The following is a 25,365-nucleotide window of genomic DNA, read 5'->3' as shown; positions in this document are numbered from 1 at the left end:
GATTCAGGCGAGCTGGATCTCGCCGGCCGGGGTCACGTTGATCTTCTTCTCCGCGAGCGGGCGGGTCGCCGGCCCCTTGACCACCGCGCCGTCCGTGACCTTGAACTCGCTGCCGTGGCACGGGCAGTCGATGGTGCCGTTCTCGACCTTGTTGACGAGGCAGCCCTGGTGCGGGCAGACCGCCGTGAAGCAGCGGTAGGACCCGGCCGTCGGCTGGGTCACGACCAGCTTCTGCTCCTTGAGGACGGTCCCGCCGCCCACCGGCACGTCCGCGGCCTTCGCCAGCGTCTTCCCGCCGGCCGGGGCGGACGCCGGGGCCGAGCCCTGCGCGTTCCCGGACGGCTGCGGGGCCGGGGTGCCCAGTTCGGTCGCGGCCTTGTCCTCGCTGCCGCAGGCGGTGAGGGCGCCGCCGGCCAGGGCGGCCGCTCCTGCCGCCAGTACGGTGCGCCGGGCAGTGCGGTTCGGGTCGCTCATGACATCTCCTCGCTCGTTGCCGGGATGGCGAGACGCATCCTGGCAAGTGACGGGCCCCAGCAGAAGCCCGCCACACCGTTTCCGTTTCAGGGCCCCGGCCGCCAGGGGGTGAGTTCCGCCGGGCCGCCAGGGGTACGTACCACCTCCCACACGCGCCTCACCGCTCCCCGGTTCAACGGACCGTGCACGTGCGGATAGCGACCCCCGGATTCACCCTCCCGGCGGACCTCCGCGGTCAGGGCCGCCTCGTCGAGTTCCACGGCGAGCAGGGTTCCGGGCGTCTGGCGGTAGTGGGACTCGGCGATGGCCAGCACGGTCGCGGGATCGGCCGAACAGTGCACGAAGCCCTGCGAGTCGAGCGAGGGCGGGGCGTACGGGAGGTCGGGCTCGGCGGTCCAGTCGGCGAGCGGGACGATGTGGAAGATCATGCCGAGTGTTCTACCCCAGCGGGCGCGGGGTCTGCGCCAGGTGGCGGAGCCGTCCGGTCCGGGCGACATTGTCCGTGTCTCGAAGCCGGGCGCCCAGCGTCGTGCGCCCGGCCCCTCTTCGAAAGGCGTGACCATGGCGGGAAATGACCTCGGCTCCCTTCTGGGCGGTCTCCTCGGCGGCAGCGGCAGCGGCGCGAGCAGCTCGGGCGGGGCCGGCAACATCCTCGGCGCGCTGCTCGGCGCCCTTGTGGGCGGCGGCGGGGGCGCGGGCGGGGCCCAGGCGGCCGGGGGCGGGAACAACCCGCTCGGCGGGCTGATGGACATGCTGACCAAGTCGGGCCTGACCGACCAGGCGCAGTCGTGGATCGGGACGGGCGACAACAAGGCCGTCTCCGGCGCGGAGATCGCGCAGGCACTGCCGGACGAGACCCTCCGGAAGGTGGCCGAGCAGACCGGCGTCAGCACCCAGGAGGCCGCCGACCAGATCGCGCGGTCGCTTCCGACGGCCGTCGACAAGCTGAGTCCGCAGGGACAGCTGCCGACGGGATCGCTGGAGGACATCATCCGGCAGCAGAACCTCTAGCCGGCTCCCGGGCGGTGCGTGAGGGCCGGGCGGCCGTCCAAGGGGCGGTCGCCCGGCCCTCGTGCCGTACGGGATGGCTACCCTGAGTCAGGAATGCCGTTGCCCCCGTACGCGATCACCCTGGAGCGCCCCGTGAGAACCGCCGTCGTCATCGGAACCGGACTGATCGGCACCTCCGCGGCGCTCGCCCTGACCGCCCGCGGGATCACCGTCCACCTCGCCGACCACGACCCGGCCCAGGCCCGGACGGCCGCCTCCCTCGGGGCCGGCACGGACGACGCCCCGGAGGGCAAGGTCGACCTGGCGGTCGTGGCCGTACCGCCGGCGCACGTGGCGGCGGCGCTGGCCGACGCGATAGGGCGGGACCTGGCGCGGGCGTACGTGGACGTCGCGAGCGTCAAGGGCGGGCCGCGGCGGGAGCTGGAGGCCCTCGGCGTGGACGTGGCGGCGTACATCGGGACGCACCCGATGGCCGGCAAGGAGCGCTCGGGGCCGCTGGCGGCGACGGCGGACCTGTTCGAGGGTCGGCCGTGGGTACTGACGCCGACCCGGGACACCGACCACGAGGTGCTGAACCTGGCGCTGGAGCTGGTGGCGCTGTGCAAGGCGGTACCGGTGGTGATGGACGCGGACGCGCACGACCGGGCGGTGGCGCTGGTGTCGCACACCCCGCAGCTGGTGTCGAGCATGGTCGCGGCGCGGCTGGAGGGCGCCGACGAGACGGCGGTCCGGCTGTGCGGGCAGGGGATCCGGGACGTGACGCGGATCGCGGCGTCCGATCCGCGGATGTGGGTGGAGATCCTGTCGGCGAACCCCGGGCCGGTGGCGGACGTCCTGGCCGGGATCGCGGCCGACCTGTCGGAGACGGTGGAGGCGCTGCGGGGGCTCCAGTCGGCGGACGAGGAGAAGCGGCGGGGCGGGGCGGCCGGCATCGAGGACGTGCTGAGGCGGGGGAACGCGGGGCGGGTGCGGGTGCCGGGCAAGCACGGGGCCGCGCCGATGGCGTACGAGACGGTGGGGGTGTTCATCAGCGACCGGCCGGGGGAGCTGGCGCGGATCTTCGCCGATGCGGGGCGGGCCGGGGTGAACATCGAGGACGTGCGGATCGAGCACGCGACGGGGCAGCAGGCCGGTCTGGTGCAGTTGATGGTGGAACCCCGGGCCGTTCCCGGCCTCACGGCCGAGCTGCGGGAGCGGGGCTGGGCACTGCGCCAGCAGTGACCCCCGGGGGCTCCGCCCCCAGGACCCCTGCGCCTCAATCGCCGGCGGGGCTGAGCGGGGCCGGTGCGGCTGAGTGGGCCAGCGACGCTGAGTGGGCCAGCGACGCTGAGTGGGGCCGGTGCGGTGCCGTTGCCGGGGGCGCTGCCCCCGGACCCCCGCGCCTCAAACGCCGGCGGGGCTGGATGGGTCGGCGGGGCCGTATGGGCTGACGGGGCCGGATGGGCTGACGGGGTCTGGGCGGGGTCGGGGCGGGTGGTGGAAACGGGGGCGGGGCCGGGAGGTGTGCGGGGCCGGTAACCTTGGGGAGGGGCGCTTTGGCGCGCCCGGACACGTACGCGCAACCAGGAAGGTGCCCGCACCGTGGAAACCGCAGCTCCGTCCGCCGTGATCGTCGCCATCGACGGTCCCTCCGGCACGGGCAAGTCCAGCACCTCCAAGGCCGTGGCCGCCAAGCTCGGGCTGCGCTACCTGGACACCGGTGCCCAGTACCGGGCCATCACCTGGTGGATGATCACCAACGGCGTCGACACCGACGACCCGCACGCCATCGCGGTTGCGGCCGGCAAGCCCGCCGTCGTCTCCGGGACCGACCCCTGCGCACCGACCATCACCGTCGACGGCCTGGACGCCGCCGGGCCGATCCGGACCCAGGAGGTCACCTCCAAGGTCAGCGCCGTCAGCGCCGTCCCCGAGGTCCGCACCCGGATCACCGAGCTGCAGCGCACCATCGCCGCCGAGGCGGACGGCGGGATCGTCGTCGAGGGCCGGGACATCGGCACCACCGTCCTGCCCGACGCCGACCTCAAGATCTTCCTCACCGCCTCCGCCGAGGCCCGCGCCGCCCGCCGCAGCGGCGAGCTGAAGGGCAAGGAGGCCGGTGACCTGGCCGCCACCAAGGAAGCCCTGATCAAGCGGGACGCGGCCGACTCCGGCCGCAAGACCTCCCCGCTGGCCAAAGCCGGCGACGCCGTCGAGGTCGACACCACCGAGCTCACGCTCGACCAGGTGATCGAGTGCGTCGTCACCCTGGTGGAGGAGAAGCGGGCGGGGCGCAAGTGAGTGAAACGCCCTCCCTCAAGGGTGCGGCGGTCGGCCGGCGGATCGGGATCGGCCTCATGTACGGGCTGTGGAAGCCGCGCGTGCTCGGCGCCTGGAAGGTGCCGGCCTCCGGCCCCGTCATCCTGGCCGTGAACCACGCGCACAACATCGACGGCCCCATGCTCATGGGCACGGCCCCCCGGCCGCTGCACTTCCTGATCAAGAAAGAGGCCTTCATAGGCCCGCTCGGTCCCTTCCTGGAGGGGATCGGGCAGGTGAAGGTGGACCGTTCCGGCACGGACCGCACCGCGATCACCAGGGCACTCGGCGTACTGGAGCAGGGCGGGGCCCTGGGGATCTTCCCCGAGGGCACCCGGGGCGAGGGCGACTTCGCCTCGCTCCGCGCCGGGCTCGCGTACTTCGCGGTCCGCAGCGGCGCGCCCATCGTGCCGGTGGCCGTGCTCGGCAGCACCGACCGCCGGGGCCGGCTCGTCAAGGGCCTGCCGCCGCTCAAGAGCCGGGTCGACGTCGTCTTCGGCGACGCCTTCGACGCGGGGAACGGCAGTGGCCGCCGTACCCGTACCGCGCTGGACGAGGCCACCGTACGCATCCAGGACCGGCTGACCGCCCACCTGGCCGACGCCAAGCGCCTGACCGGGCGCTGAGCGAGACTTGACCTAGTAGTGGAACCGCGCTGCGCGGGTGCCACCGATCACCACGAACGACGAGGAACGGACTTCATGAACGACCAGCACGACCACGGAGCGCTTGGCGATGCCGAGTACGCGGAGTTCATGGAGCTCGCCGCGGAGGAAGGCTTCGACGTCGAGGACGTCGAGGGCGCGATCTCGGAGGCCGGCCACGGGCCGCTCCCCGTACTCGCCGTCGTCGGCCGCCCGAACGTCGGCAAGTCGACCCTGGTGAACCGGATCATCGGCCGCCGCGAGGCGGTCGTCGAGGACAAGCCGGGCGTCACCCGCGACCGCGTCACGTACGAGGCCGAGTGGGCCGGGCGCCGCTTCAAGGTCGTCGACACCGGCGGCTGGGAGCAGGACGTCCTCGGCATCGACGCCTCCGTCGCCGCCCAGGCCGAGTACGCCATCGAGGCCGCCGACGCGGTCGTCTTCGTCGTGGACGCCAAGGTCGGCGCCACCGACACCGACGAGGCCGTCGTCAAGCTGCTGCGCCGGGCCGGCAAGCCCGTCGTCCTGTGCGCGAACAAGGTCGACGGCCAGAGCGGCGAGGCCGACGCGGCCTCCCTGTGGTCGCTGGGCCTCGGCCAGCCGCACCCGGTCTCCTCGCTGCACGGCCGCGGTACGGGCGACATGCTCGACGCCGTGCTGGAGGCGCTCCCGGAGGCCCCCGAGCAGACCTTCGGCGCCGGCGCCCCCGGCGGCCCGCGCCGCATCGCGCTCATCGGGCGCCCGAACGTCGGCAAGTCCTCGCTGCTGAACAAGGTCGCGAAGGAGGACCGGGTCGTCGTCAACGAGCTGGCCGGCACCACCCGCGACCCGGTCGACGAGCTGATCGAGCTCGGCGGCGTGACCTGGAAGTTCGTGGACACCGCGGGCATCCGCAAGAAGGTGCACCTCCAGCAGGGCGCCGACTACTACGCCTCCCTGCGCACCGCCGCCGCGGTCGAGAAGGCGGAGGTCGCGGTCATCCTGATCGACACCACCGAGACGATCAGCGTCCAGGACCAGCGCATCATCACGATGGCCGTCGAGGCGGGCCGCGCGATCGTCGTCGCCTACAACAAGTGGGACGAGCTCGACGAGGAGCGCCGCTACTACCTCGAGCGCGAGATCGAGACCGAGATGCAGCAGGTCGCCTGGGCGCCCCGCGTCAACGTCTCCGCGCTGACCGGCCGCCACATGGAGAAGCTGGTCCCGGCGATCGAGACCGCCCTCGCGGGCTGGGAGACGCGCGTCCCCACCGGTCGGCTGAACGCCTTCCTCGGTGAGGTCGTCGCCGCGCACCCGCACCCGATCCGCGGCGGCAAGCAGCCCCGCATCCTGTTCGGTACCCAGGCGGGCAGCAAGCCGCCGCGGTTCGTCCTCTTCGCCTCCGGCTTCCTGGAGCACGGCTACCGGCGCTTCATCGAGCGCCGTCTGCGCGAGGAGTTCGGGTTCGAGGGAACCCCGATCCACATCTCGGTGCGCGTGCGCGAGAAGCGCGGTGCCCAGTACAAGAAGAAGAAGTGAGGCGTACGGAGTGACGCCGCGCCGGGGTCAGTAGCCCCGGCGCGGAGCGGGCGGCAGGGCCGCCGGGATGTGGTGCATCCCGGTCTGGTGCTGCCGCCCGTTGCCGTATCCGGAAGGGGACGCGGTGGTGGCCGAGACGGCGTACGAGTAGGCCGGCTGCGGGGTGTACGACGGCTGCCAGGAGTCCGTCTGCTGCCATGCGGAACCGTTCCAGCCGGCACTGCCGGTGCCGTACGAGGCGGAGCCGCCGGAGGTGCCGGAGCCGCCGTAGGCGCCCCCGTACGAGAACGCCGTGAAGCCGAGGTCCTCCTCGCCCGTACGGTCCCCCGGCAGCGCCCGGAAGGCGCGCAGGTACTCCGAGTACAGGGTGTCGAAGATGGGGGTGTGCGAGGCGGCCGGAGCGCTCTCCCGGTCCCGTGCGGGGCGCAGCTGGGAGACGGTGCTCGGGTAGTACGGGGCGCGGGGTGGGTCGTATGAATGCACGTATCAGCCAACGAAACCGGGGCCCTGCGGATGCGGGCGGCGGGGGAGTAAACGCAGATCGCCGGGGGTGCGCGGGACGGACCGCGCACCCCCGGCGCATGCCATCCGGCCCCCTCGGCAGGGGGCGGACGGCAGTTCGGGGCGGAGGAGGGGGGAGGGGGATCAGGCTCCCGGGGTACCGGCCAGGGGCATCGACGCGGCGACGAGCTTGCCGTCGGCGGCCGCCTTGTCGAGCGCGTCGCGCAGCAGGTCCTCGCGGGGCTGCTGGCCGATGGAGCCGACCGGGGCGGCGTAGATGAGCACGCGCTGGGTCTTGTTGACGGCGGCCCGCCAGCCGTCGGTGACCGAGAGGGCCTGGTGGGCCTGCCACCACGCGACCTGGCCGCCGCCCTCGGCGCCGGGCTGGAGCACGGCGTGCAGCTGGCCGGCGGCGAGCAGCACGGACCAGCCGTTCAGGGGCGAGGGGAGCTGGGCGGTGTCGGTGACCGGGATGAAGCCCTGCTCGATCAGGAGCGGCAGGAAGTCGTCGCCGGGGCCGGTGGTGCCGGGGCGGGCGATCGGCGCGGTCGGCTCGACGACGAGGGCGGGGTGCAGCTCGCCGCCGATCAGGACCAGGCCGCTGGTGATGCCGAGGACGGCCTGGCCGCCGGGCACGTTCTGCGGAGCGTCGGCGGCGGCCGCCGGGTCGGCGGGGGCCGGGCTGTCGCCGGTGATGCTGCGGACGGCGCCCTGGAGCTGCTCTTCGGAGACGGAGACGACCTGGGAGGGGATGCAGGTGGCGTGGGCGAACGCGAGGACGGCGGTCTCCTCGCCGACGAACAGCACCGTGCTGGTGCGGTCGTTCTCGGGGTCCCCGGGGGTACGGCAGGAGGTGCAGTCGTAACTGCCCGGCGCGTCGGGGCCGACGAGCAGCCTGTCGGCTTCTTCGTCACCGATCTCGGCACGTACCTCATCACTGACGTCGAGCATGCGGGGCACGGGGTGGCTCCTCGGACTAGGCGTGCGGGGGCCGGGCGGTTCCCGGCTCGCCGGGCTCAACGGGGGAGCGGCGGGTGGGGTCACGCCGTTTGAGGGAACGGAATCGAACCTGGCACCCGGAGGGGTGAACGGCCCGGCCGGGCCTTCGTTTCGGTGCCAAGTGTTGTTTGGTTGTGTGCAGTTGGTGGCCGGTGCTGGCCGTTTCGGGCGGGTCGGCGGGTCGGCCGTCCGGGTGGGGCGCGCGGGCGCCGCGCGTGGCGCGGCGGACGGGCGGCGGGTGCTGCGTAGCGTGACGCGATGCCCGCTCTCCGCGCCCGCTTCCGCCGTGTTCGCCGGGCCGCGCCGGCGGCCGCGCTGGTACTCGTACTCCCGTGGGTTCCGGCGGCCGCCGCCGCTTCGGCTCCGCCGCCCCCGGCGCCCGGGCCCGCGGCGGCGGGGCACCCCGGCTCGCCCGGCGTGATCGGGACCGGGCCGGGGGACTGCGGGCCGGGCGGGCAGTGGCCCTGGGACTGCGTGGCCGACTGCGAGAGCAGCGGGCGGTGGTCGGTCAACACCGGGAACGGGTTCTACGGGGGGCTGCAGTTCTGGCAGCCGACCTGGGAGGAGCACGGGGGACTGGCCTACGCGGCCCGGGCCGACCTGGCGACGCGGGAGCAGCAGATCAGGGTGGCGGAGGAACTGCTGGGCACGCAGGGGTGGGACGCCTGGCCGGTGTGCTCGAAGCGGTACGGGCTGGCGGGCCGGATGCACGTGGTGCGGCCGGGCGACTCGCTGGACTCGATCGCCCGCCGGTACCGCGTCCGGGGCGGCTGGCGCGCCCTGTACGAGGCGAACCGCCCCGCGATCGGCCCCCACCCACAGGCTCTCACGGTGGGCGCACTGCTGACCTTGCCCTCGTCCGATCCGTCCTCGCCGCCTCCGGCGGTACCCGCAGCGACCCCGCCTCCCGCCCCGGTGGCCGTGCCCGTTTCGCCCGGCCCCGCGGCTCCGGCTGCCGCCGCCCCGGACGGAACGGGGGCGTCCGCCCCGGCCCCGTAGGGGGCACCGGGTGCGGGCCGTGGGCCCGCTCAGGGGCCCTGGGGGAGACCGGCGAGGACGGCTGTCCGCTGCGCGCCGGGGCGGTGAACCTCGACGTTCCCGTGATCCGCCTGATGCTGCTCGGCTGTGGGTTCGAAGTGGTCGAACCGCCGGAGCTGACCGACCGGATCAGGGCCGCCCGGGACCGGCCGACGCGGGCTCTGGAGCCCGCGTCGGTGAAGGACATGTAAGGAATCTGAGGGGGATTCACGAGATCCGCATGGTCTGAACCAGCACGGCCGGGCAATCCCTCACAGGAATTCAACAGCTTCCGGCGGGAATTCGAAAGGGCGGCCGCGGCGGGAGCGCGGCGCACGGGAAAACAATTGGCCGGACGCCTTTGCGGACGAAGTCGGGCGAACGCGCCGCTGTCAAAGAACTGTCGACATTCCGTGACCCAAGCGTGACCCGGGACGGACGAACGTCCCGGCGCCGAGCTGACGTCCTGGGCAAATGGACGACCGCGCCCCAAATGCCCGCGGCGGGCCGGTGGGTGACCGGCCCGCCGCGAGGGTGGGTCTGCGTGCCGCGGGGGAGTCGTGCGTACCGCCCCCGCGGGCCGGGCGGCTCAGCCGCCGGCGACCGGGCGGGCCGAGGTGCCCCGGGCGGCGGCCGCCGCCCGCTCGGTGTGCGCCGGGCGGCGGCTGCCGGCCGGCGTGACCGGGGTCCGCTCGGAGCGGATCACGTGCGGCCGGCCCGACAGGTGCGCGGCGGGCCGGACGGCGACCGGCGAGTGCCCGGCCGGGGCGGTGGCGGGCGCGGGCAGCGCGGTCGGGACGACGGGTCCGACGGGCCGGCGGCGCTGCCACTTCCCGCCCGCCGACAGCAGCGGGGTGAGCGCGACCGCGACCGGCTCGGGCACCAGCCCGGCCTCCACGCGACGGCGCATCCGCTCGCGGAGCTCGAACACGTACGCCTCGATCCGGGCGATCAGCGGCTCGAACCAGGGCAGCGCCAGCAGGATCAGCAGGCCGGCGGACCAGCCCAGCAGCACATCGCTGACCCAGTGCGTGCCCAGGTACACGGTGGTGGCGCCGACGCTCAGCGAGACGACGGCGGAGACCACGGACAGCACCCGCCGGGTGACCACGGTCGAGGCCAGATACGCCAGGATTCCCCAGGTCACGACGGCGTTGGCGGTGTGGCCGGAGGGAAATATATCGCCGCCCGCGAACAGCTCGGCCGAGCCGATCTGCCGGGCGTAGTGCGGGCCGAGCCGGCCGAGGCCGAGCTTGACGGCGCCGACGGTGATGTTGAGGAGCAGCAGTGACACGCCGAGGGTGATCAGCGGGCGCAGGGTGTGCTGCCGCCAAGAGCGCCAGCCGAGCCACGCCGCGACCATGACCGCGGTCGGTCCGCGCTGGCCCAGGACGACGAGGTAGTCGAGGAAGGCGTGCAGCTGCGGCCACTGCTCGTAGGGCCGGAAGAACATGATCTGCCAGTCCAGCCGGACCAGCCACGAGGTGGTCAGCACGGCCACGACGATGGCGAGGTAGAAGGCCAGGGTCGATCCCAGGAGCACGACGCGGTGCCGGCTCATCTGCGGCGTTTGCAGATGAGCCGGTCGCTCTGGTTCCCGGTCGAGCCGGGCGAACGCCCGGTCCAGACGGGTCAGGAAATGTTCGGTACGCACTGAATCGACGTTACCGCGCGAGGCTGCTCAGCCCGGGCGAATCACGGGGTTTGTGATGACCATGTGATGTGGAGTTGGTCTCACGCGGGAGTTAATTCCCTTTATCGTGGCATTGGTTGGAGCCGTCTTGATCAACCGTCCGCGCATTGTTTCTGATGCTTACCTGAACTTTATTTCAGCAGGCGGGATTTCTTTACGGGGGTCCCGAACCGTTCAGCCAGAACGCCCCGTACACCGCCGAGGCCAGCGCCGCCGCGCCCAGCACGGCCGCAGCCCGCCCGGTCCGCCACCGGGCCAGCGCCACCGCCACCGGGAACATCAGGGGGAACGCCGGGAGCAGCAGCCGGGGCTTGGAGCCGAAGTACCCCGAGGCGCACAGCGCCAGGGCCACCACGATCCCGCAGTAGACGAGGAGCGCGGCCGGCTGGCGCTGCCGTACGCACAGCGCGTACAGCCACAGCACCAGCGCGACCCCCGCGATCAGGGCGATCCCGGCGAGGAAGGCGGAGGAGGCCAGCCGCGCGCCGATGAAGCGGGCGAAGGCCCAGCCCCCGTCGAAGCCGTTGCCCCAGCCTTCCTGTACGTCGAGGTACCCGAGCAGTCCGCCACCGGTGCGCGCCCCGACCCACAGGACGTACGCCGCCGCCCCCAGCGGGGCCAGCAGCACACCGGCCGCCATCCGCCAGGACCGCTCCCCGCGCCGCCACGCGAGGACGGCGGCCACCCACACCGCCGCCACGACCGCGGCGCCGACCGGGCGGGTCAGCCCCGCCCCGGCCGCGAGGAGACCCGCCGTGAGCCAGTGCCCGCGCAGCGCCCCGTACAGCGCCCACGCGGCCAGCGCCGTGAACAGCGCCTCGCTGTACGCCATGGACTGCACGATCCCCACGGGCAGCGCCGCCCACGCGGCCACCGCGAGCACCCCGGCCCGGCGGCCGTACGAGAGGTCGGCGACGGCGAAGATCCCCCAGGCCGCGGCGAGCCCGGCCGCCACCGAGACCACCAGGCCCGCCGAGCCGTACGAGAGCCCCGTCGGCGCCGCGACCAGCCGCTCAAGCCAGGGCAGCAGGGGGAAGAACGCCAGGTTCGAGTGGACCGCCCCGTTCGGGAGGACCACCTCGTACCCGTACCCCTCGGCCGCGATCCGCGCGTACCAGAGGGAGTCCCAGCGCGCGGAGAGCAGCGTGTGCGCACTACTGCCGGCCGCCGCCCCCCACGCGCCGAGCACGGTCAGCCCGAGCAGCCGGACGGCCGCGAAGACGGCCAGCGCGGGCGCGGCCCGGCGAAATCCAAGATCTTTCACAGGCATGATTATCGGTGGCGGCACAGGGGCGCGACGGCCGGAACCACGGGCCGTGAGCAGCCGTGTACGCGGGGGAAGGGGTGGGGTGGGGCGAGTGGCGCACACCACACGGCGACCGCCGCCGGGATGAGAGCTTGACCACGTGAGGCGCTGACGAACTCGCGTACGCTGACCGTTCACTCGCACGTCGATGCCGGACCCCGTAGGACGCCGCCGCACCGCGCACCACCCGCAGCGGCTCCGCAAGACGCTGGTCCACCGAGTGTGAGGGCTCACCTGGGAGGTACATGCATGTCGGAGACGAACGCGGCCGACCGCAGGTCCGCCGGCGCCGCCGGTGACCACCCGGCCCCTTCGCTCCGACAGCGCGTGCGCGCGGTCTCGGGCGGCGCCAACCGCTGGCTCGTCCTCGCCGTCCTCTGCGTCAGCCTCGTCCTCGTCGCGCTCGACGCGACGATCCTGCACGTGGCCGTCCCCTCAGTCACCGAGGACCTGCGCCCCGGCCCGATCGAACTCCTGTGGATCGTCGACGCCTACCCGCTGGTCTGCGCCGCGCTGCTGATCCTGTTCGGCACCCTCGGCGACCGGGTCGGCCGCCGCCGGGTCCTGCTCCTCGGGTACGGGCTCTTCGGCGTCGCCTCCGCGATCGCCGCCGTGGCCGACAACGCGCAGGTGCTGATCGTCGCCCGCGCCCTGCTGGGCGTCGGCGGCGCGATGATCATGCCCGCCACGCTGTCCATCCTGCGCCAGGTCTTCCCCGACCGGCGCGAGCGGGCCCTCGCCATCGGCATCTGGACGGCCGTCGCCGCCGTCGGGGCCGCCAGTGGGCCCGTACTCGGCGGCTTCCTCGTCGAGCACTTCTGGTGGGGCTCCGTCTTCCTCATCAACATCCCGCTGATGGCACTGATCCTGCCGCTCGGCCGCTGGCTGCTGCCGGAGTCGAAGGGCTCCTGCGACGGGCCGTGGGACGTGCTCGGCGCGCTGATGGCCGCCGCCGGTGTGCTCGGCGCGGTCCTCGGGATCAAGCGGATCGGCGCGGAGCGGCACCTGGCCGACGCCTGGGCGGTGGTGCCGCTGCTGCTCGGGGTGGCGCTGCTGGTGCTGTTCGTCCGGCGGCAGAAGCGGCGGGCGCACCCGCTGATCGACATGCGGATGTTCTCGCGGCCGGCCTTCACGACGTCCGTCGGCTGCATCGTGCTCGCCATGCTGGCGCTGGTCGGCCTGGAGCTGATCGCCGTCCAGTACCTCCAGCTGGTGCTGCGGCTGAGCCCGCTGGAGACGGGGCTGCGGCTGCTGCCGCTCACCTTCGCCGCCATGGCCGCCGGCGCCACCGGCTCGTACACCCTGGCCCGGATCGGGCCGCGCGTGATGGTGTCGTCGGGGTTCGCGCTGACGGCCTGCGCGGTGCTGCTGCTGACGCTGATGGGGCAGCAGGACCGGCCGGCGCTGCTCACCGTGGGGTTCATCCTGCTCGGCTTCGGCCTGCAGACGACGCTGTTCGCGGCCTACGAGTCCATGCTGAGCGAGGCTCCCGCGGACACGGCCGGGGGCGCGGCCTCGATCGGCGAGACCTCGTACCAGCTGGGCGCGGGCATCGGCATCGCGCTGCTCGGCAGCGTCATGAACGCGGCGTACGCGCCCGGGCTCGCGGGGGTGCCGGGGGTCTCGGGGCGGGACTCGGCGGCCGCGGCGCACTCGCTCGGCGAGGCGTACCAGGTCGCGGCGCAGCTGGGCGGCCCGGCGGGGGCGGCCCTGCACGCGGCGGCGCGGCACGCGTTCGTCCACGGGCTGCACGTGACGCTGCTGGTCAGCGCCGGGCTGTTGGTGGCGGGGGCGGTGATGGCGCTGAGGCTGCCGAAGGTCATGGAGTGCGGGGCCGCCGAGGGCGGCGGTGAGCCGCCGGCGGTCCGGCTGCCCGCGCAGTCCGCCGCCGAGCCGTGCCCGGCTCCCCCGGAACGGGTGGGCTGAGCACCGCCGCCGGGGCTCCGCCCCGAACCCCGCGAGCCCGCGCTTCGAACGCGGGCTGGGCCGGATGCGGCGGGTCCCGTGTCTCAAGCGCCGGCGGGAGCCGTGTCACACGCATGGGCGGGTGTCGTGGCTCACGCCCCGGCAGGGGCGGGTCCGGCGGGGGTTGATCGCGGGAGGGGTGGCGTCTAGCGTCGGACGGGCGTGCGTGCCGGACCCGCTGACCAGGCGGTGGTTCGACGGCACGACCGAGGTTCCGACCAGGCCGCCGGGAGGCCCCGTGTCACCGTTCCTGCCCACCGATCCGCTCGGCCTCGACGAGCTGCTCAGCCCCGAGGACCGTGCCGTCCGCGACACCGTCCGCGGCTGGGCCGCCGACCGGGTCCTGCCGCACATCGCCGAGTGGTACGAGAGCGGGGAGCTGCCCGCGATCCGGGAGCTGGCCCGCGAGCTCGGCTCCATCGGGGCGCTCGGGATGTCCCTGGAGGGCTACGGCTGCGCCGGCGCCAGCGCCGTGCAGTACGGCCTGGCCTGCCTTGAGCTGGAGGCGGCCGACTCCGGGATCCGCTCGCTGGTCTCCGTACAGGGCTCGCTCGCCATGTACGCGATCTGGAAGTACGGCTCCGAGGAGCAGAAGCAGCGCTGGCTGCCCGGCATGGCGGCCGGCGAACTGATCGGCTGCTTCGGGCTGACCGAGCCCGACGTCGGCTCCGACCCGGCGGCGATGCGCACGTACGCGAAGCGCGACGGCACCGACTGGGTACTGACCGGCCGCAAGATGTGGATCACCAACGGCAGTGTCGCGGCGGTGGCCGTCGTCTGGGCGCAGACGGACGAGGGCATCCGCGGGTTCGCGGTGCCCACGGACAGCGCCGGCTTCTCCGCGCCGGAGATCAAGCACAAGTGGTCGCTGCGCGCCTCGGTGACCAGCGAGCTGGTGATGGACGACGTACGGCTGCCCGCCGACGCGGTGCTGCCCGGTGTCACGGGGCTCAAGGGACCGCTCGGCTGCCTCAGCCACGCGCGGTACGGGATCATCTGGGGATCCATGGGCGCGGCGCGCGCCAGTTTCGAGTCCGCGCTCGACTACGCGAAGACGCGCGAGCAGTTCGGGAAGCCGATCGGCGGCTTCCAGCTCACCCAGGCCAAGCTGGCGGACATGGCGCTGGAACTCCACAAGGGGATCCTGCTCGCCCACCACCTGGGGCGGCGGATGGACGCGGGCACGCTGCGGCCCGAGCAGATCAGTTTCGGCAAGCTCAACAACGTCCGCGAGGCGATCGAGATCTGCCGCACCGCGCGGACCATCCTCGGGGCCAACGGGATCTCACTGGAGTACCCCGTCATGCGGCACGCCACCAACCTCGAATCGGTCCTCACCTACGAGGGCACCGTCGAGATGCACCAGTTGGTACTGGGCAAGGCGCTCACCGGCCTCGACGCCTTCCGGTGAGGGCCCTGCTCAGCTCTGGTTGAAGAAGTCGCGCGAGCGGCCGGCGGGCTCGCCGCTCACGATCTGGGTGTCGGCCGGGGTCAGCAGGAAGACCCTGGTCGCCACCCGCTCGATCGAGCCGCGCAGCCCGAAGGTCAGACCGGCCGCGAAGTCGACCACGCGCTTCGCGTCGCCCGGGTCCATCGAGGACAGGTTCACGATCACCGGGACGCCCTCGCGGAACAGCTCGCCGATTCCGCGCGCGTCACGGAAGCCGTCCGGGGTCACGGTCGCGATCCGCCGGCCCTGCTCCACCGCCGACTCCGAGGCCACCTTGACCCGGGGGTCGGTGACCCACTGGTCGCCGGGGCCGGAGACCGAGCCGTGCTGGCGCTCCACCGCCTCCGCGTAGTCGTCGTCGTAGTACCGCTCGTCGTCGCTGTCCTCCACGAGACCCAACCAGGCACTCGCCTTGCGCACCGAACCCATGGACGCCTCCTTTCACCGCGATCAGTCTGTCTTCTTCTCCGCGTCCCTATGGTCGTCCATGATGCTGACAACGCGCCAAGTGGATAGCCGCCGCGCAGGGGTTTCGTGACGGTACTGGTGCAGAACATCCGTTGCACTGCCGAGGTTCCCGGCGGCTACCACTGCTGACTGAGTGAAAATACGACCGGAGCCGCCGGGCGGGTGAGCGGTGGGGGCGTACGGGTGAACGAACCGGCTGGATACGATGCCCCGCACGTACGCGTATGACACACGGGGGAACGCATTGTTCGGCATCGTCAGGCCCTGCACGCACCGCCTGGGGGAGCGATTCAAGACGGAGTGGATGGCCCATCTCTGCGGTCTCTGCCTGGCACTTCGCGGTGACCACGGGCAGTTCGCCCGGATCGTCACCAACTACGACGGGCTGCTGGTCTCCGTTCTGACGGAGGCTCAGTCCGGTCCCGCGCCCGGCGCCCGGCGTGTCGCCGGGCCCTGCCCGCTGCGCGGCATGCGCACCGCGCCGGTGGCCAACGGCGAGGGGGCCCGGCTCGCGGCCGCCGTCTCGCTGGTGCTGGCTTCCGCGAAGGTGCGCGACCACGTGGCCGACCGGGACGGGCTGTTGGCCCGCGCCCCGATCGCCGCCGCCGCGCGCAAGGTGGCCCGGGGCTGGGACCGGGCCGGCGCGCGCACCGGGGCCTCGCTCGGCTTCGACACCGCGGTGCTGGTGGACGCGGTCGACCGGCAGGGCGGCATCGAGACCCTGGCCGGGCCCGGCACGCCCGTGCTGGTGGTGACCGAGCCGACGGAGACCGCGACGGCCGCCGCCTTCGCGCATACCGCGATCCTCGCGGGACGGCCAGGCAACACCGCCCCGCTCGCCGAGGCGGGCCGCTACTTCGGGCGGCTCGCGCACCTGCTGGACGCCGTGGAGGACCAGGCCGCCGACGCCGCCTCGGGCGCCTGGAACCCGCTCACGGCCACCGGGACCTCCCTCGCAGAGGCGCGCCGGCTGTGCGACGACGCCCTGCGGGGCATCCGGCTCGCTCTGCGCGAGGTGGAGTTCGCGGACGCGGGGCTGGCACACCGGCTGCTCGTCCACGAGCTGCGCACCTCGGTGGACCGGGCCTTCGGGACCGCCTCCTGCGGCCACACCGTCACGAACTCCGGCGGGGGCTACGGCGCGCCGCCGCAGGGCTACGGCGCCCCGGGCGGGGGCGCCGGTCCGTACGGCGGCGTCCAGGCGCCCCACGGCCGGCAGCCCTACGGCCACAATCCGTACGGCCCCACCACCCCGGTCGCCCCCGGCGGCCCGGGGCTGCCCCCGCCCATGGGCCCGGGCGGTCCGGGCGGTTCCGGGGGCCACGGCGGCGGCGGGCGGCCGCCGCAGAAGCCGCGCCGGGGGCTGCTCGCGGGCTGCGCCGTCGCTCTCGGGCTGTTCTGCACCTGCCAGCTCTGTTGCACCGACCACGAGGGCCCGTGGTCCCGCAAGAAGCGGGACGCGTGGTGCGACGCGTGCAGCGACTGTGGCGACCCCGGTTGCGGCAACTGCGACGGCTGCTGCAGCTGTGACGGCTGCTGCTGTGACGGGTGCGGCTGCGACTGCTGAGCTGAGGCTCTTTCAGATTCCGCGCGTCCGGACGGCGTACGGGGTGGTTCCCGTCCGGGCGGGCGTGGAAGGGTTGAGCGGCATGAACGATGACGCGCACGACCCGCACGCCGCCTGGCGGAACTGGCACGAGCGCCGGGTGGCCGCCGTGTCCGCCCCCTGCGGCTCCCTCGCGCTGACCGGAACGCACCGGCTCGCCGACTACCCGGAAGGGCGAATTCCGGCCGTTCCGGGGCGCTGGCGTGCCGACGGTGACGCGATGGAACTCACGGCCGCCCCCGCGGACGGCATCCGCCTCGACGGAGAGCTTTTCGCCGGAGAGGTCATACTCGCCGCCGACGAGGCCCCGCCCTTCGAGGTCGCTGCGCGCCGCCGCGGCGGGCGAGCGAAGGCTGAAAGGCGCTCTTGCGACCGGTAACTGACGCCAGGACACTCCCGACAGTGCTTGTCGGTGGCTGGCCCAGGAATTTGTCAGGGGCGCGTCAGGAGCACGACCCGAGCCCAAGCGCCCGCCGTGCCGCCGACTGCGCCTCACGGGCTCCGGCACCCCCACGTTCGCCGGGCCCCCGATCCCTCCCGGGAGGACGAGAAGTGAGGATCAAGAGCATGACCCGTACCAGGCTGCTCGCGGTGGCCACCGGCCTGGCCGCCGCCGCGGCACTCGCCGTGCCCACCGCGGCGAGCGCGGACGGACCGCGCGACGGCCAGGACACCGGATTCAGCGCCGCCCGGCTCGCCTCGGCCGACGCCTCCGTCCTGCGCGCCGACGTCGGCGGCACCGCCTGGCACACCGACCCCGCCACCGGGACCCTCGTGGTCACCGCCGACTCCACCGTCACCGAGGCGTCCCTCACGAAGATCAAGCGCGAGGCCGGTGCCGACGCCGCCGCCCTGCGCATCGAACGCGTCCCCGGCAAGCTGACCAAGCTCGCCTCCGGCGGAGACGCCATCTACGCGACCAGCTGGCGCTGCTCCCTCGGCTTCAACGTGCGCAGCGGCAGCACCTACTACGCACTGACCGCCGGGCACTGCACCGACGGCGCGGGCACCTGGTGGAGCAACTCCGCCCGCACCGCCGTCGTCGGCAGCACCGTCGGATCCAGCTTCCCGACCAATGACTACGGCCTCATCAAATACGCGAGCAACTCGCCCGTGCCGCCGGGCACGGTCGGCAGCCAGGACATCACCAGCGCCGTCAACCCCACCCTCAACATGTCCGTGACCCGCCGCGGCTCCACCACCGGCATCCACAGCGGCACCGTCACCGGCCTCAACGCCACCGTCAACTACGGCGGCGGCGACATCGTGTACGGCATGATCCGCACCAACGTCTGCGCCGAACCCGGCGACAGCGGCGGCCCGCTCTACTCCGGCACCCGAGCGGTCGGCCTCACCTCGGGCGGCAGCGGCAACTGCTCCTCGGGCGGAACGACCTTCTTCCAGCCCGTGGTGGAGGCGCTCAGCGCCTACGGAGTCAGCGTCTACTGACCGGGCACCGCGCGGACACCGCTCCGTGCGCCCCCGTCGCACCCCTGGACGTCCTCCCGCCTTCTGGGAGGATGTCCAGGGGCGTCCGTGTCCATGGGGGAGCAGGTGTGCGTATGAAACGCATCGGCGTGACCGGGCACCGGTCGATTCCCGGCGAGGTGCTCGGCCACGTGCGGGACGGCCTGCGCGCCGTACTGCGGGACCACGAGGGGCCGCTGGAGGCCCTCTCCAGCCTCGCCGAGGGAGCGGACCAGCTGTTCGCCGCCATCGCGCTCGAATGCGGCGCCGACCTCACCGTGGTCATCCCCAGCGGGGACTACGAGGACGCCTTCGAGGACCCCGAGTCCCTGGCCGGCTACCGGCGGCTCAAGGGGCGTGCCTCCCAGGAGATCCGGATGGACTTCGCCCGCTCCACGGACGAGGCCTACTACGCCGCCGGCACCTACATCGCCGACTCCTGCGACCGGCTCGTCGCCGTCTGGGACGGCCGGCCCGCCCGCGGCCACGGCGGCACCGCCGAGATCGTCGCCTACGCGCGCGCCCTGGGGAAGCCGGTCACCGTCATCTGGCGCGAGGGCGTGACCCGCGACTGAGCCGCGCACCTCGCGCCGGAGCCCCTCGCGCCGGAGCACCCCGCGTCAGCTGCTGTGCCGGGCCAGCCAGTCCGTGTGCTGCGGCGAGACGTAGCGCTCCGTCTCGTACACCGCGTTCGGCCAGTGCGCCTCGGTGATCGTCGTCTGCATCACGACCATCATCGCCGCCAGATCCTGCTCGATCAGGGTGTGCGCCTCGATCAGCGGGTGGTGGCGCCGTACCTCGTTCCAGGCGATCGCGGCGGCCGCCGCCGAGCTCAGCAGCCCCGTCGGCCCCGCCCCCGGCCCCGAACCCCATGCCCCGGACAGCGCGAACAGCAGGCCCACGCAGGTCAGCAGCACGATCGTCCACGACCACAGCGACGTGGCCCGCCGCGACACCTCCGTCTTGCGCCGGTACCAGTTGCGCTGCTCGATCAGCCGGTCCCGTACGTACGTCTCGCGCCGCGGCTGGTAGCCCATCGAGCGCAGCCGCTGCATCGCGCCGGTGATCTCCCCGCCCTCCGGCACAAGGCCCGCCGTCCGCGGATCCTCCCAGCCCATCTTGCGCAGCTCGTCCAGCCCCTTCTCCAGCCGCGTGCGGTACGTCGCCTGCGGGCTCTCGACCTCGGTGCCGAACGGCGCCCCGTGCACGGCGTACCGCCAGGCCAGGGACTTGATGAACTCGGCCGCGCTGCGGTTGAGCTGCCACTGCGGGCGCGCCCGCCGCCTGGACGCCCGTACGCCCACGGCCAGCACCCCCGCGTACGCCAGAGCGCTCAGCGCCGCGAACACGTGCAGCGAGCCCACGGCGGGCGCCGAGGGCAGGGCGGCGGCCCCGGCGGCCGCGACGAGCAGCAGCAGCTGGGCGCGGGTGGCCTGGGTGGACTCCCGCTGCCGGGAGATCGCCGCCTGGTCGGTGTGGTGGAAGAGGGCCGGCAGGTCCTCGTTTCGAAAGGTCATGCTGTCGGTCACAGCGAACCCCCCAGTCTGCTGTCGGGTGGGTGCGGGCGGCGGGGACCCGTCGTCCCCGCCGCCCGCCGGCGGATCACACCGCCAGCGGCTCCAGGTCGCGGTGGACCCGTCGCTCGTCGCGGGCGTAGCGGGTCAGCCCGTGGTCCTCGCCGAGCAGCCGCGTGAGTTCCGCGACCGCGTCCGCGCGGACCCGCGCCGCCTCCTCCTTGCGGCCCATCGCGTCCAGGCTCACCGCCATGTTGGAGGCGCTCGCCAGGGTCTCCGGGTGATGCGCCCCGAGCGCCTCGCGCAGCCGCATCACCGCCGTCCGCTCCAGCTCCAGGGCGCCCTCGGGATCGCCTTGGTCGGCGCGGGCGTTGGCCAGGTTCAGGTGGGCGAAGACGGTGTGCGGGTGGTTGTCGCCCAGCACCTCGCGCATGTACCGGATCGTCTGCCTCAGCATCGTGTCCGCTGTGTCCGCCGCGCCCGTGCCCCAGTGGAAGACCGCCAGGTTGTTCAGCGCGGCCAGGGTGTACGGGTGCCGCTCGCCCGGCACCTTCATGTACTCGTCCACCACCTCCTGCGCCAGGTCCCGCGCCCCGCCCGGGTCCCCGGTCGCGAACATGTCCGCGGCCAGGTTCAGCTCGCAGGCCAGCAGGTCCGGGTTGACCGAGGTGTACTTGGCCCGGTAGCGGTTGCGGGTCGCCGTGGTCAGCCGCAGCGCGTCCTCCAGGTCCCCCGCCCGCCGCAGCGACACCGCGAGGTTCTTCGCCGCCGACAGCGTGCCCGGGAAGGCCCGGCCCAACTGCCGCTTGTAGATCTCGTACGTCCGGCTCAGCAGCTGCACCGAATCGTCGTACCGGCCCACCTCGCGCAGGTCCCGCGCCAGGTTCTGCGCCGACGACAGGGTGTACGGGTGGTCCGGGCCCAGCACCTCGGTGCGCCGGTCGAAGACCTCCTGGTCGATCTCCCGGGCCCGCGCGTACTGCCCCACCATCCGCAGGTTCAGCGCCAGGTTGTTCGCGGCGGCCAGGGTGCGCGGGTGCGCCTCGTGGAAGATCTGGCCGAAGCCCTCGTGCGCGGCCTTCGCCAGGTCCATCGCCTCGCCGTACCGGCCGAGCGCGCCCAGGTCCATCGCCAGGCCGCTGGTCGTCATGTACGTGTGCGGGTGCGAGGGGCCGAGCGCGCCGCGCTGCCGCTCCAGCGTGACCTCGTCCAGCTCCTTCGCCTCCACGAACCGGCCCTGCGAGCGCAGGATGTTGGAGAGGTGGAAGCGCAGGTACAGGTACTGGAGGTCGTCGTTGCCGAGCGTCTCCTTCCAGGTCTCGCGCAGCTCCTCGCCCAGCGCGTACGCGGCCTTGAAGTCACCGCGCTTCCACAGGTAGCGCACCCGGTCGATCATCAGCCGGCGGGTCTCCGGCTCGCGGCAGAAACGGGCCTCGGACGGCGTCAGGTGCGGCCAGATGGTGTTGAACCGCGGCCAGGTCTCCGGGTTGTCTATCGGCTCGTCGTCGTCCGGCCGGGCCCCCGCCAGGATCCGGTGCACCGCGTGCCGGGCCTCGCGCTGCTCCTCCTCGGACAGCTGCGCCCGGATCACCGCCTGCACCAGCCGGTGCACCTGGATGCTGTTGCCGACCTGGTCGACCTTGGCCATCGCGAAGCGGCCGATCTCCCGGATCACCCGGCCCAGCACCAGCTTCTCCTGGAGCGAGGAGTCGTACGGCTTGAGCGCGTCGATCATCTCCTTGCTGTAGAGGAGGTTCGCCGAGATCGGCTCCGGCGCGAAGAACGCGCACAGCTGGAGCAGCCGCACGGCGGCCGGGGAGCGGGACTGGAGCCGCTCGATCGACACGTTCCAGGTCGCGGCCACCGGCTCCGGGTACCCGGGCGGCTGGTTCAGCCCCAGCACGCGGGCGGCCTGCTGCGCCAGCTGCTCCAGGTACGCGGACACCGGCGTCGCCGTCTCCGCGATCCAGGCGCCCGCCTGCTCGACCGCGAGCGGCAGGTCGCCCACCGCGACGGCCACCTGCTCGGCGTCGTCCTTGGTCAGGCCGGGGGCCCGGCGCTGGAGGTGCTCGATGGACTCCTCGCGCAGGAACACGTCCACCGGGAGCGCGTCCCCGTACTGCGACCAGGACTGGTTGCGGGAGGTCACCAGCACGTGGCCCGGGCCGCCCGGCGGGAAGAACCGTTTGAGCGTCTCGGGATCGTCGGCGTTGTCGAAGACCAGCAGCCACCGCGAGGTGGGAACCCCGCGCCGCAGCAGGTCGATCGCCTCCTGCGAGGCCGCCGACATGTCCTCGCCGGTCTGCGCGCCCAGCCGTACGGCCAGCTCCGCGAGGGCCGCGACCACGTCGTCGGTCTGCTCCGAGGAGATCCACCAGACCAGGTCGTAGTCCGCCATGAACCGGTGGACGTACTCCAGCGCCACCTGGGTCTTGCCGACGCCGCCGAGCCCGTACAGGGTCTGCGGCTGCGGCAGCACCACCGCCATCCCGCCGCCGAGCTGGTCGCGCATCCGCTCCAGCACGATGCTGCGGCCGGTGAACCCGGGGTTGCGCGGCGGAGCGTTCCAGATCTTCGGCACGGTCCCCGGGAAGCGGGGGCCGGGCTGGGAGGCGCTGGCGACACTGTCCGGCAGCGCCGTCGGCCGCTCCACCGCGCGCAGCAGGGCGGTGGTGGCGTGCACCTCGTCGAGCCGGAAGAGGTCCACCGGGTTGCGGTCGATGTAGGGCGTGGACAGGCGTACGTCGCCCACCCGCAGCGGCACCAGCTGCCGCCGGCCCCCGGTCGGGTCCTCGGCGGCCGCCCGTTCCCAGACGTCCACCGCCCGGGCCGACTTGAGGTAGGCGCTGGAGAGCAGCACCACGGTCCGCGCCGCGGTGTCGACGCTGATGCCCGCGCCCAGCGTGTCGCCGGGGGCGGTGCCCGGGGCGCGCTCGGCGGAGACGTCCTTGGGGACGACGCGGAACCCGGCCCGGGTGAGCACCGACTCGATCCAGTCGGCCCACATCCGGTTCTCGGCGACGTAGGAGAGGAACAGGTCGGCGGGCAGCGCCGGGCGCCGCCGGGTGAACGCGTCGCGGATCCGCAGCCGGACCTCCTCGCCGATGGCCGGCATGGAGGTGATCTCGCCCTCGGTGACCACGGCGGTGAGCCGCTCGAAGGCGGACAGCAGCGAGTTGGTGAGCCCGGCCTCGTCCCCGAAGGTGGCCAGGGTCTCCTCGTAGGCGTAGTACGGCCGGTACGGGATCTCCACCGCGCCCCAGTACGAGGTGAGCTCGTCGCCGACGAGGCCGTTGGGGAAGCGGTCGAACTTGATCCGCGCGAGCGCGCGGCCCGCGTCGGCCTTCTCCTTCTCACCCTCGTCGATGCGCATCGGGACCGGGTAGATCTTGATGCCGCGGTCGTTGAACCGCTCGTCGATCTGGCGGGCGACGGAGGCGGCGCCGTCGATGGACTGGTCGGAGAGGGTGAAGCAGTCCACCAGGACGTCCGGGAGGTGCACGGTGCAGATGTCGGCGATGTCGGAGAGCCCCGTGCGGCTGTCGATCAGGACGTAGTCGTAGTTCCGCTTCATGTCCGCCCGCAAGGCGTCGAAGAAGAGGCCGCCGCCGAGCCGGTCGTAGAAGTTGTCCCAGTCGAAGGTGGAGACGGTCGCCGAGTACTCGCGGTTCTGCCGGCCCGCCGAGACGAAGTCGAGGGTGCCGCCGTCGGGGAACTCCCAGCCCAGGGTCTCGGGGGTGAGGGAGACCGCGTGCGGCTGGATGCGCGCGTAGTCCTTGTGCCAGTCGTCGGCGCGCTGCGCCGGGCTGGTCGCCGCCCAGGCGTACTCGCTGATCAGGTCGATGACCCCGGTGGTGGCGCCGAGCGTGGAGGGGTCCAGGAAGGGGTGGAAGAACCGGTGCAGGCCCGGGGCCTCCAGGTCCCAGTCCACGGCGAGCACCCGCTTGCCGTTGGCGGCGAGGATCCAGGCGGTGTTGGCCAGCGCCATGGTGCGGCCCGTGCCGCCCTTGTACGAGTAGAAGGTGACGATGCGTCCGTCACGGCCGCTGCTGTCACGACTCGCTGTCATCCGTGTCCCCCCGGTCGGTGTCGTTGTCGGCTGTGGCATCGCGTTCGTGGCGGCCCCGGCGGGTGGCGCCGGCCTCGTCGGCGTCGGGTGGGAACGGGGCGCGGGGCGGCGGTGCGGGCGGCCCGTTCATCCCCATCGGGCCGAGCAGCCGCGGGCGTTCGGTGGGGGTGCCGCCGGCCGGTGGGTACACCTGCGCGTGTCTGAGGAACTGCTGGGCGGCGGCCTCGACGACCTGCGGCAGGATCTGCCCGAGGGTCTCCATGTTCGCCACCCCGTTGGCGGCGGCCCGGCAGGCGGCCCGGCCCTGGCTCATCTTGACGGGCATGGTGTCCTCCAGCCGGTGCACCAGCTCGTTCTCCCGGGCGCGGCTCTGGTGGTCGTAGCGGTTCCACGGCACCACCACGTTGATCCAGGGCCGGGACTCCTGGTCGAAGGCGGCCAGCCGCTGGCGGCGCTGCTCGTCCTCCACCGCCCAACGGTCGATGATCAGGATCTCGGGGCGGGTCGGCGGCTGTTTTCCGTCGAAGTGCCCCGCCTCGTCGTCGAAGGAGCTCATGGTGGTGCGGTAGTTGAGGTTGCGCACCAGGTCTTCGGCGACGTAGGCGATGGGCCGCTGGGAGGCCGGGTGGTACGGATTCCAGTCCAGCGCGCTCTCCCCGTAGTACTCGGGGCTGCGGCCCTCCGGCAGCTCGTGCCGGGCCGCCGCCGCCACGGTGACGTGGAGGGTGCGGGCCGGGCTGCCGGTCGTGCCGAAGGCGCTCGGCACCACCCGGTAGTCCACCGGGCGCACGGATTCGAGGCGGACGGTCTCGGCGACCCGCACGATGCGCTTGGCGAGTTCGTACACGGCCCGCTCGTACTGCTCGGCGTAGCCGCGCAGTTTGATCAGCCCGTACAGGCCGTCGGTGACGTAGCGCTCGCCGAAGGTGTTGTGGTTGAACTGCAACCGCTCGGCGGGGCCGGGCAGTTGGGAGGGCGGCACCGGAACCCACAGGGCGGGCACGATGGCCTCGGCCGGCTGGTTGCTGATCGCGCCGTGCTGGATGGCGCGCTGCGCGAAGGCGAACCACTCCTTCCCGCACATCTCGCTGGCGAAGTACCGTGGCGAGAACAGGGGGACGAAGACCCGGCAGGTGGCGAGCGCCTGCGCGAGCCGTTCCGACCAGCCCTCGCCGCTGCGTATCTCCCGGTCCATGAAACCCGCTTCGGAGCCCGCGGGCAGATCGGTCAGCGCCATGACATGGCTGCAGAGATCGCGATAGAGGCGCTCGACCCACATGTCGGGGTCGGGCCCCCCGGCCCCGAATCTCGGCGTATGCGCATAACTGAGAAAAAAATACGGCTGCACTGATGCGGGCACAC

21 protein-coding genes and 2 pseudogenes are annotated in these 25,365 nt (G+C 73.2%); 13 read left to right on the top strand and 10 right to left on the bottom strand.

Features of this window, described 5'->3' with window-relative positions; all coding sequences use genetic code 11:
* Window positions 1-3: 3 nt before the first annotated feature.
* Both OG982_RS05190 and OG982_RS05185 read right to left on the bottom strand, forming a co-directional pair.
* Window positions 4-474, bottom strand: a complete 471-nt coding sequence (locus OG982_RS05190; RefSeq protein WP_266789307.1) for a Rieske (2Fe-2S) protein — start codon at window positions 472-474, stop codon at window positions 4-6.
* 86 nt (window positions 475-560) lie between these two features.
* Complete coding sequence (locus tag OG982_RS05185) at window positions 561-902, bottom strand: DUF952 domain-containing protein (RefSeq protein WP_266789308.1); 342 nt, start codon at window positions 900-902, stop codon at window positions 561-563.
* Window positions 903-1,035: 133 nt separating this feature from the next.
* Here OG982_RS05185 and OG982_RS05180 point away from each other — a divergent pair, with 133 nt between their 5' ends.
* The 5 genes from OG982_RS05180 (at window position 1,036) to der (ending at window position 5,948) form a co-directional block, all read left to right on the top strand.
* Window positions 1,036-1,485, top strand: a complete 450-nt coding sequence (locus OG982_RS05180; protein WP_266789310.1) for a YidB family protein — start codon at window positions 1,036-1,038, stop codon at window positions 1,483-1,485.
* Window positions 1,486-1,617: 132 nt separating this feature from the next.
* Window positions 1,618-2,706: a prephenate dehydrogenase gene (locus tag OG982_RS05175; RefSeq protein ID WP_266949858.1), complete on the top strand. Its 1,089-nt coding sequence runs from the start codon at window positions 1,618-1,620 to the stop codon at window positions 2,704-2,706.
* A 360-nt stretch (window positions 2,707-3,066) separates the two neighbouring features.
* Window positions 3,067-3,765 (top strand): (d)CMP kinase, encoded by a 699-nt coding sequence (cmk, locus tag OG982_RS05170; RefSeq protein WP_266789312.1) that lies wholly within the window; start codon window positions 3,067-3,069, stop codon window positions 3,763-3,765.
* 56 nt (window positions 3,766-3,821) lie between these two features.
* Complete coding sequence (locus tag OG982_RS05165; protein ID WP_266792205.1) at window positions 3,822-4,409, top strand: 1-acyl-sn-glycerol-3-phosphate acyltransferase; 588 nt, start codon at window positions 3,822-3,824, stop codon at window positions 4,407-4,409.
* Between the two features lie 75 nt (window positions 4,410-4,484).
* Window positions 4,485-5,948: a ribosome biogenesis GTPase Der gene (gene der / locus OG982_RS05160; protein WP_266789314.1), complete on the top strand. Its 1,464-nt coding sequence runs from the start codon at window positions 4,485-4,487 to the stop codon at window positions 5,946-5,948.
* Between the two features lie 27 nt (window positions 5,949-5,975).
* On the opposite strand, the gene OG982_RS05155 is transcribed toward der, so the two are convergent.
* Both OG982_RS05155 and OG982_RS05150 read right to left on the bottom strand, forming a co-directional pair.
* Window positions 5,976-6,431: a hypothetical protein gene (locus OG982_RS05155; protein ID WP_266789315.1), complete on the bottom strand. Its 456-nt coding sequence runs from the start codon at window positions 6,429-6,431 to the stop codon at window positions 5,976-5,978.
* A 162-nt stretch (window positions 6,432-6,593) separates the two neighbouring features.
* On the bottom strand, window positions 6,594-7,409 hold the full coding sequence (locus OG982_RS05150) for a hypothetical protein (RefSeq protein WP_266789316.1): 816 nt from the start codon (window positions 7,407-7,409) through the stop codon (window positions 6,594-6,596).
* Window positions 7,410-7,706: 297 nt separating this feature from the next.
* Between OG982_RS05150 and OG982_RS05145 the strand changes: the two genes are divergently transcribed.
* Both OG982_RS05145 and OG982_RS05140 read left to right on the top strand, forming a co-directional pair.
* Entirely contained in the window at window positions 7,707-8,447 is a 741-nt protein-coding gene (locus OG982_RS05145) for a transglycosylase family protein (RefSeq protein ID WP_266789318.1), read from the top strand.
* A gap of 62 nt (window positions 8,448-8,509) precedes the next feature.
* Window positions 8,510-8,677, top strand: a pseudogene (locus tag OG982_RS05140) (DNA-binding transcriptional regulator); the annotation flags it as partial.
* Window positions 8,678-9,054: 377 nt separating this feature from the next.
* Here the strand turns inward: OG982_RS05140 and OG982_RS05135 are convergent.
* Both OG982_RS05135 and OG982_RS05130 read right to left on the bottom strand, forming a co-directional pair.
* Window positions 9,055-10,119: a phosphatase PAP2 family protein gene (locus OG982_RS05135; protein WP_266789320.1), complete on the bottom strand. Its 1,065-nt coding sequence runs from the start codon at window positions 10,117-10,119 to the stop codon at window positions 9,055-9,057.
* A 193-nt stretch (window positions 10,120-10,312) separates the two neighbouring features.
* Window positions 10,313-11,428 carry a hypothetical protein gene (locus OG982_RS05130; RefSeq protein ID WP_266947999.1) on the bottom strand — a complete coding sequence of 372 codons (1,116 nt, stop codon included), beginning with the start codon at window positions 11,426-11,428 and terminating at the stop codon, window positions 10,313-10,315.
* 285 nt (window positions 11,429-11,713) lie between these two features.
* On the opposite strand from OG982_RS05130, the gene OG982_RS05125 reads away from it, so the two are divergent.
* Window positions 11,714-13,390, top strand: coding sequence for an MFS transporter (locus OG982_RS05125; protein ID WP_266789324.1), 1,677 nt, complete (start codon window positions 11,714-11,716; stop codon window positions 13,388-13,390).
* A gap of 277 nt (window positions 13,391-13,667) precedes the next feature.
* Complete coding sequence (locus tag OG982_RS05120; protein ID WP_266789326.1) at window positions 13,668-14,840, top strand: acyl-CoA dehydrogenase family protein; 1,173 nt, start codon at window positions 13,668-13,670, stop codon at window positions 14,838-14,840.
* A gap of 9 nt (window positions 14,841-14,849) precedes the next feature.
* Here the strand turns inward: OG982_RS05120 and OG982_RS05115 are convergent, their stop codons facing one another.
* Window positions 14,850-15,308, bottom strand: coding sequence for a cell division protein SepF (locus tag OG982_RS05115; protein ID WP_266789328.1), 459 nt, complete (start codon window positions 15,306-15,308; stop codon window positions 14,850-14,852).
* A 283-nt stretch (window positions 15,309-15,591) separates the two neighbouring features.
* Between OG982_RS05115 and OG982_RS05110 the strand changes: the two genes are divergently transcribed.
* From OG982_RS05110 to OG982_RS05095, 4 genes and pseudogenes are all read left to right on the top strand, one after another.
* Window positions 15,592-16,914, top strand: coding sequence for a DUF5685 family protein (locus OG982_RS05110; protein WP_266789330.1), 1,323 nt, complete (start codon window positions 15,592-15,594; stop codon window positions 16,912-16,914).
* A gap of 82 nt (window positions 16,915-16,996) precedes the next feature.
* A pseudogene (locus OG982_RS05105) lies at window positions 16,997-17,254 on the top strand (hypothetical protein); the annotation flags it as partial.
* Between the two features lie 266 nt (window positions 17,255-17,520).
* Window positions 17,521-18,402 (top strand): S1 family peptidase, encoded by an 882-nt coding sequence (locus tag OG982_RS05100; protein ID WP_266789332.1) that lies wholly within the window; start codon window positions 17,521-17,523, stop codon window positions 18,400-18,402.
* Window positions 18,403-18,515: 113 nt separating this feature from the next.
* The gene (locus OG982_RS05095) at window positions 18,516-18,995 is read left to right on the top strand and encodes a hypothetical protein (RefSeq protein ID WP_266789334.1); all 480 of its coding nucleotides are present in this window, start codon (window positions 18,516-18,518) and stop codon (window positions 18,993-18,995) included.
* Between the two features lie 45 nt (window positions 18,996-19,040).
* Here OG982_RS05095 and OG982_RS05090 read toward each other — a convergent pair whose 3' ends face one another.
* The 3 genes from OG982_RS05090 to OG982_RS05080 form a co-directional block, all read right to left on the bottom strand.
* Window positions 19,041-19,937, bottom strand: coding sequence for a DUF4231 domain-containing protein (locus OG982_RS05090; protein WP_266789336.1), 897 nt, complete (start codon window positions 19,935-19,937; stop codon window positions 19,041-19,043).
* Window positions 19,938-20,022: 85 nt separating this feature from the next.
* A complete protein-coding gene (gene fxsT, locus OG982_RS05085) occupies window positions 20,023-24,003 on the bottom strand; it encodes an FxSxx-COOH system tetratricopeptide repeat protein (protein ID WP_266789338.1) in 3,981 nt (1,326 codons plus the stop codon).
* Window positions 23,987-25,363 (bottom strand): TIR-like protein FxsC, encoded by a 1,377-nt coding sequence (locus OG982_RS05080; protein ID WP_266947998.1) that lies wholly within the window; start codon window positions 25,361-25,363, stop codon window positions 23,987-23,989. Before OG982_RS05080 ends, fxsT begins: the two co-directional genes overlap by 17 nt.
* Window positions 25,364-25,365: the final 2 nt, after the last annotated feature.

Origin of the sequence: Streptomyces sp. NBC_01551, assembly GCF_026339935.1 — a bacterium.
GTDB lineage: Bacteria > Actinomycetota > Actinomycetes > Streptomycetales > Streptomycetaceae > Streptomyces.
Note: the sequence above shows the minus strand (reverse complement) of the source record. Positions and strands in the feature narration are given on the sequence as shown.

What these genes read in the sequence shown, in the direction of transcription:
- OG982_RS05190 (WP_266789307.1), bottom strand. Translation starts at nt 474, where the DNA reads ATGAGCGACCCGAACCGCACTGCCCGGCGCACCGTACTGGCGGCAGGA.
- OG982_RS05130 (WP_266947999.1), bottom strand. Translation starts at nt 11,428, where the DNA reads ATGCCTGTGAAAGATCTTGGATTTCGCCGGGCCGCGCCCGCGCTGGCC.
- OG982_RS05100 (WP_266789332.1), top strand. Translation starts at nt 17,521, where the DNA reads ATGACCCGTACCAGGCTGCTCGCGGTGGCCACCGGCCTGGCCGCCGCC.
- OG982_RS05180 (WP_266789310.1), top strand. Translation starts at nt 1,036, where the DNA reads ATGGCGGGAAATGACCTCGGCTCCCTTCTGGGCGGTCTCCTCGGCGGC.
- OG982_RS05125 (WP_266789324.1), top strand. Translation starts at nt 11,714, where the DNA reads ATGTCGGAGACGAACGCGGCCGACCGCAGGTCCGCCGGCGCCGCCGGT.
- OG982_RS05165 (WP_266792205.1), top strand. Translation starts at nt 3,822, where the DNA reads ATGTACGGGCTGTGGAAGCCGCGCGTGCTCGGCGCCTGGAAGGTGCCG.
- fxsT (WP_266789338.1), bottom strand. Translation starts at nt 24,003, where the DNA reads ATGACAGCGAGTCGTGACAGCAGCGGCCGTGACGGACGCATCGTCACC.
- OG982_RS05145 (WP_266789318.1), top strand. Translation starts at nt 7,707, where the DNA reads ATGCCCGCTCTCCGCGCCCGCTTCCGCCGTGTTCGCCGGGCCGCGCCG.
- OG982_RS05090 (WP_266789336.1), bottom strand. Translation starts at nt 19,937, where the DNA reads ATGACCTTTCGAAACGAGGACCTGCCGGCCCTCTTCCACCACACCGAC.
- OG982_RS05095 (WP_266789334.1), top strand. Translation starts at nt 18,516, where the DNA reads ATGAAACGCATCGGCGTGACCGGGCACCGGTCGATTCCCGGCGAGGTG.
- OG982_RS05185 (WP_266789308.1), bottom strand. Translation starts at nt 902, where the DNA reads ATGATCTTCCACATCGTCCCGCTCGCCGACTGGACCGCCGAGCCCGAC.
- OG982_RS05115 (WP_266789328.1), bottom strand. Translation starts at nt 15,308, where the DNA reads ATGGGTTCGGTGCGCAAGGCGAGTGCCTGGTTGGGTCTCGTGGAGGAC.
- der (WP_266789314.1), top strand. Translation starts at nt 4,485, where the DNA reads ATGAACGACCAGCACGACCACGGAGCGCTTGGCGATGCCGAGTACGCG.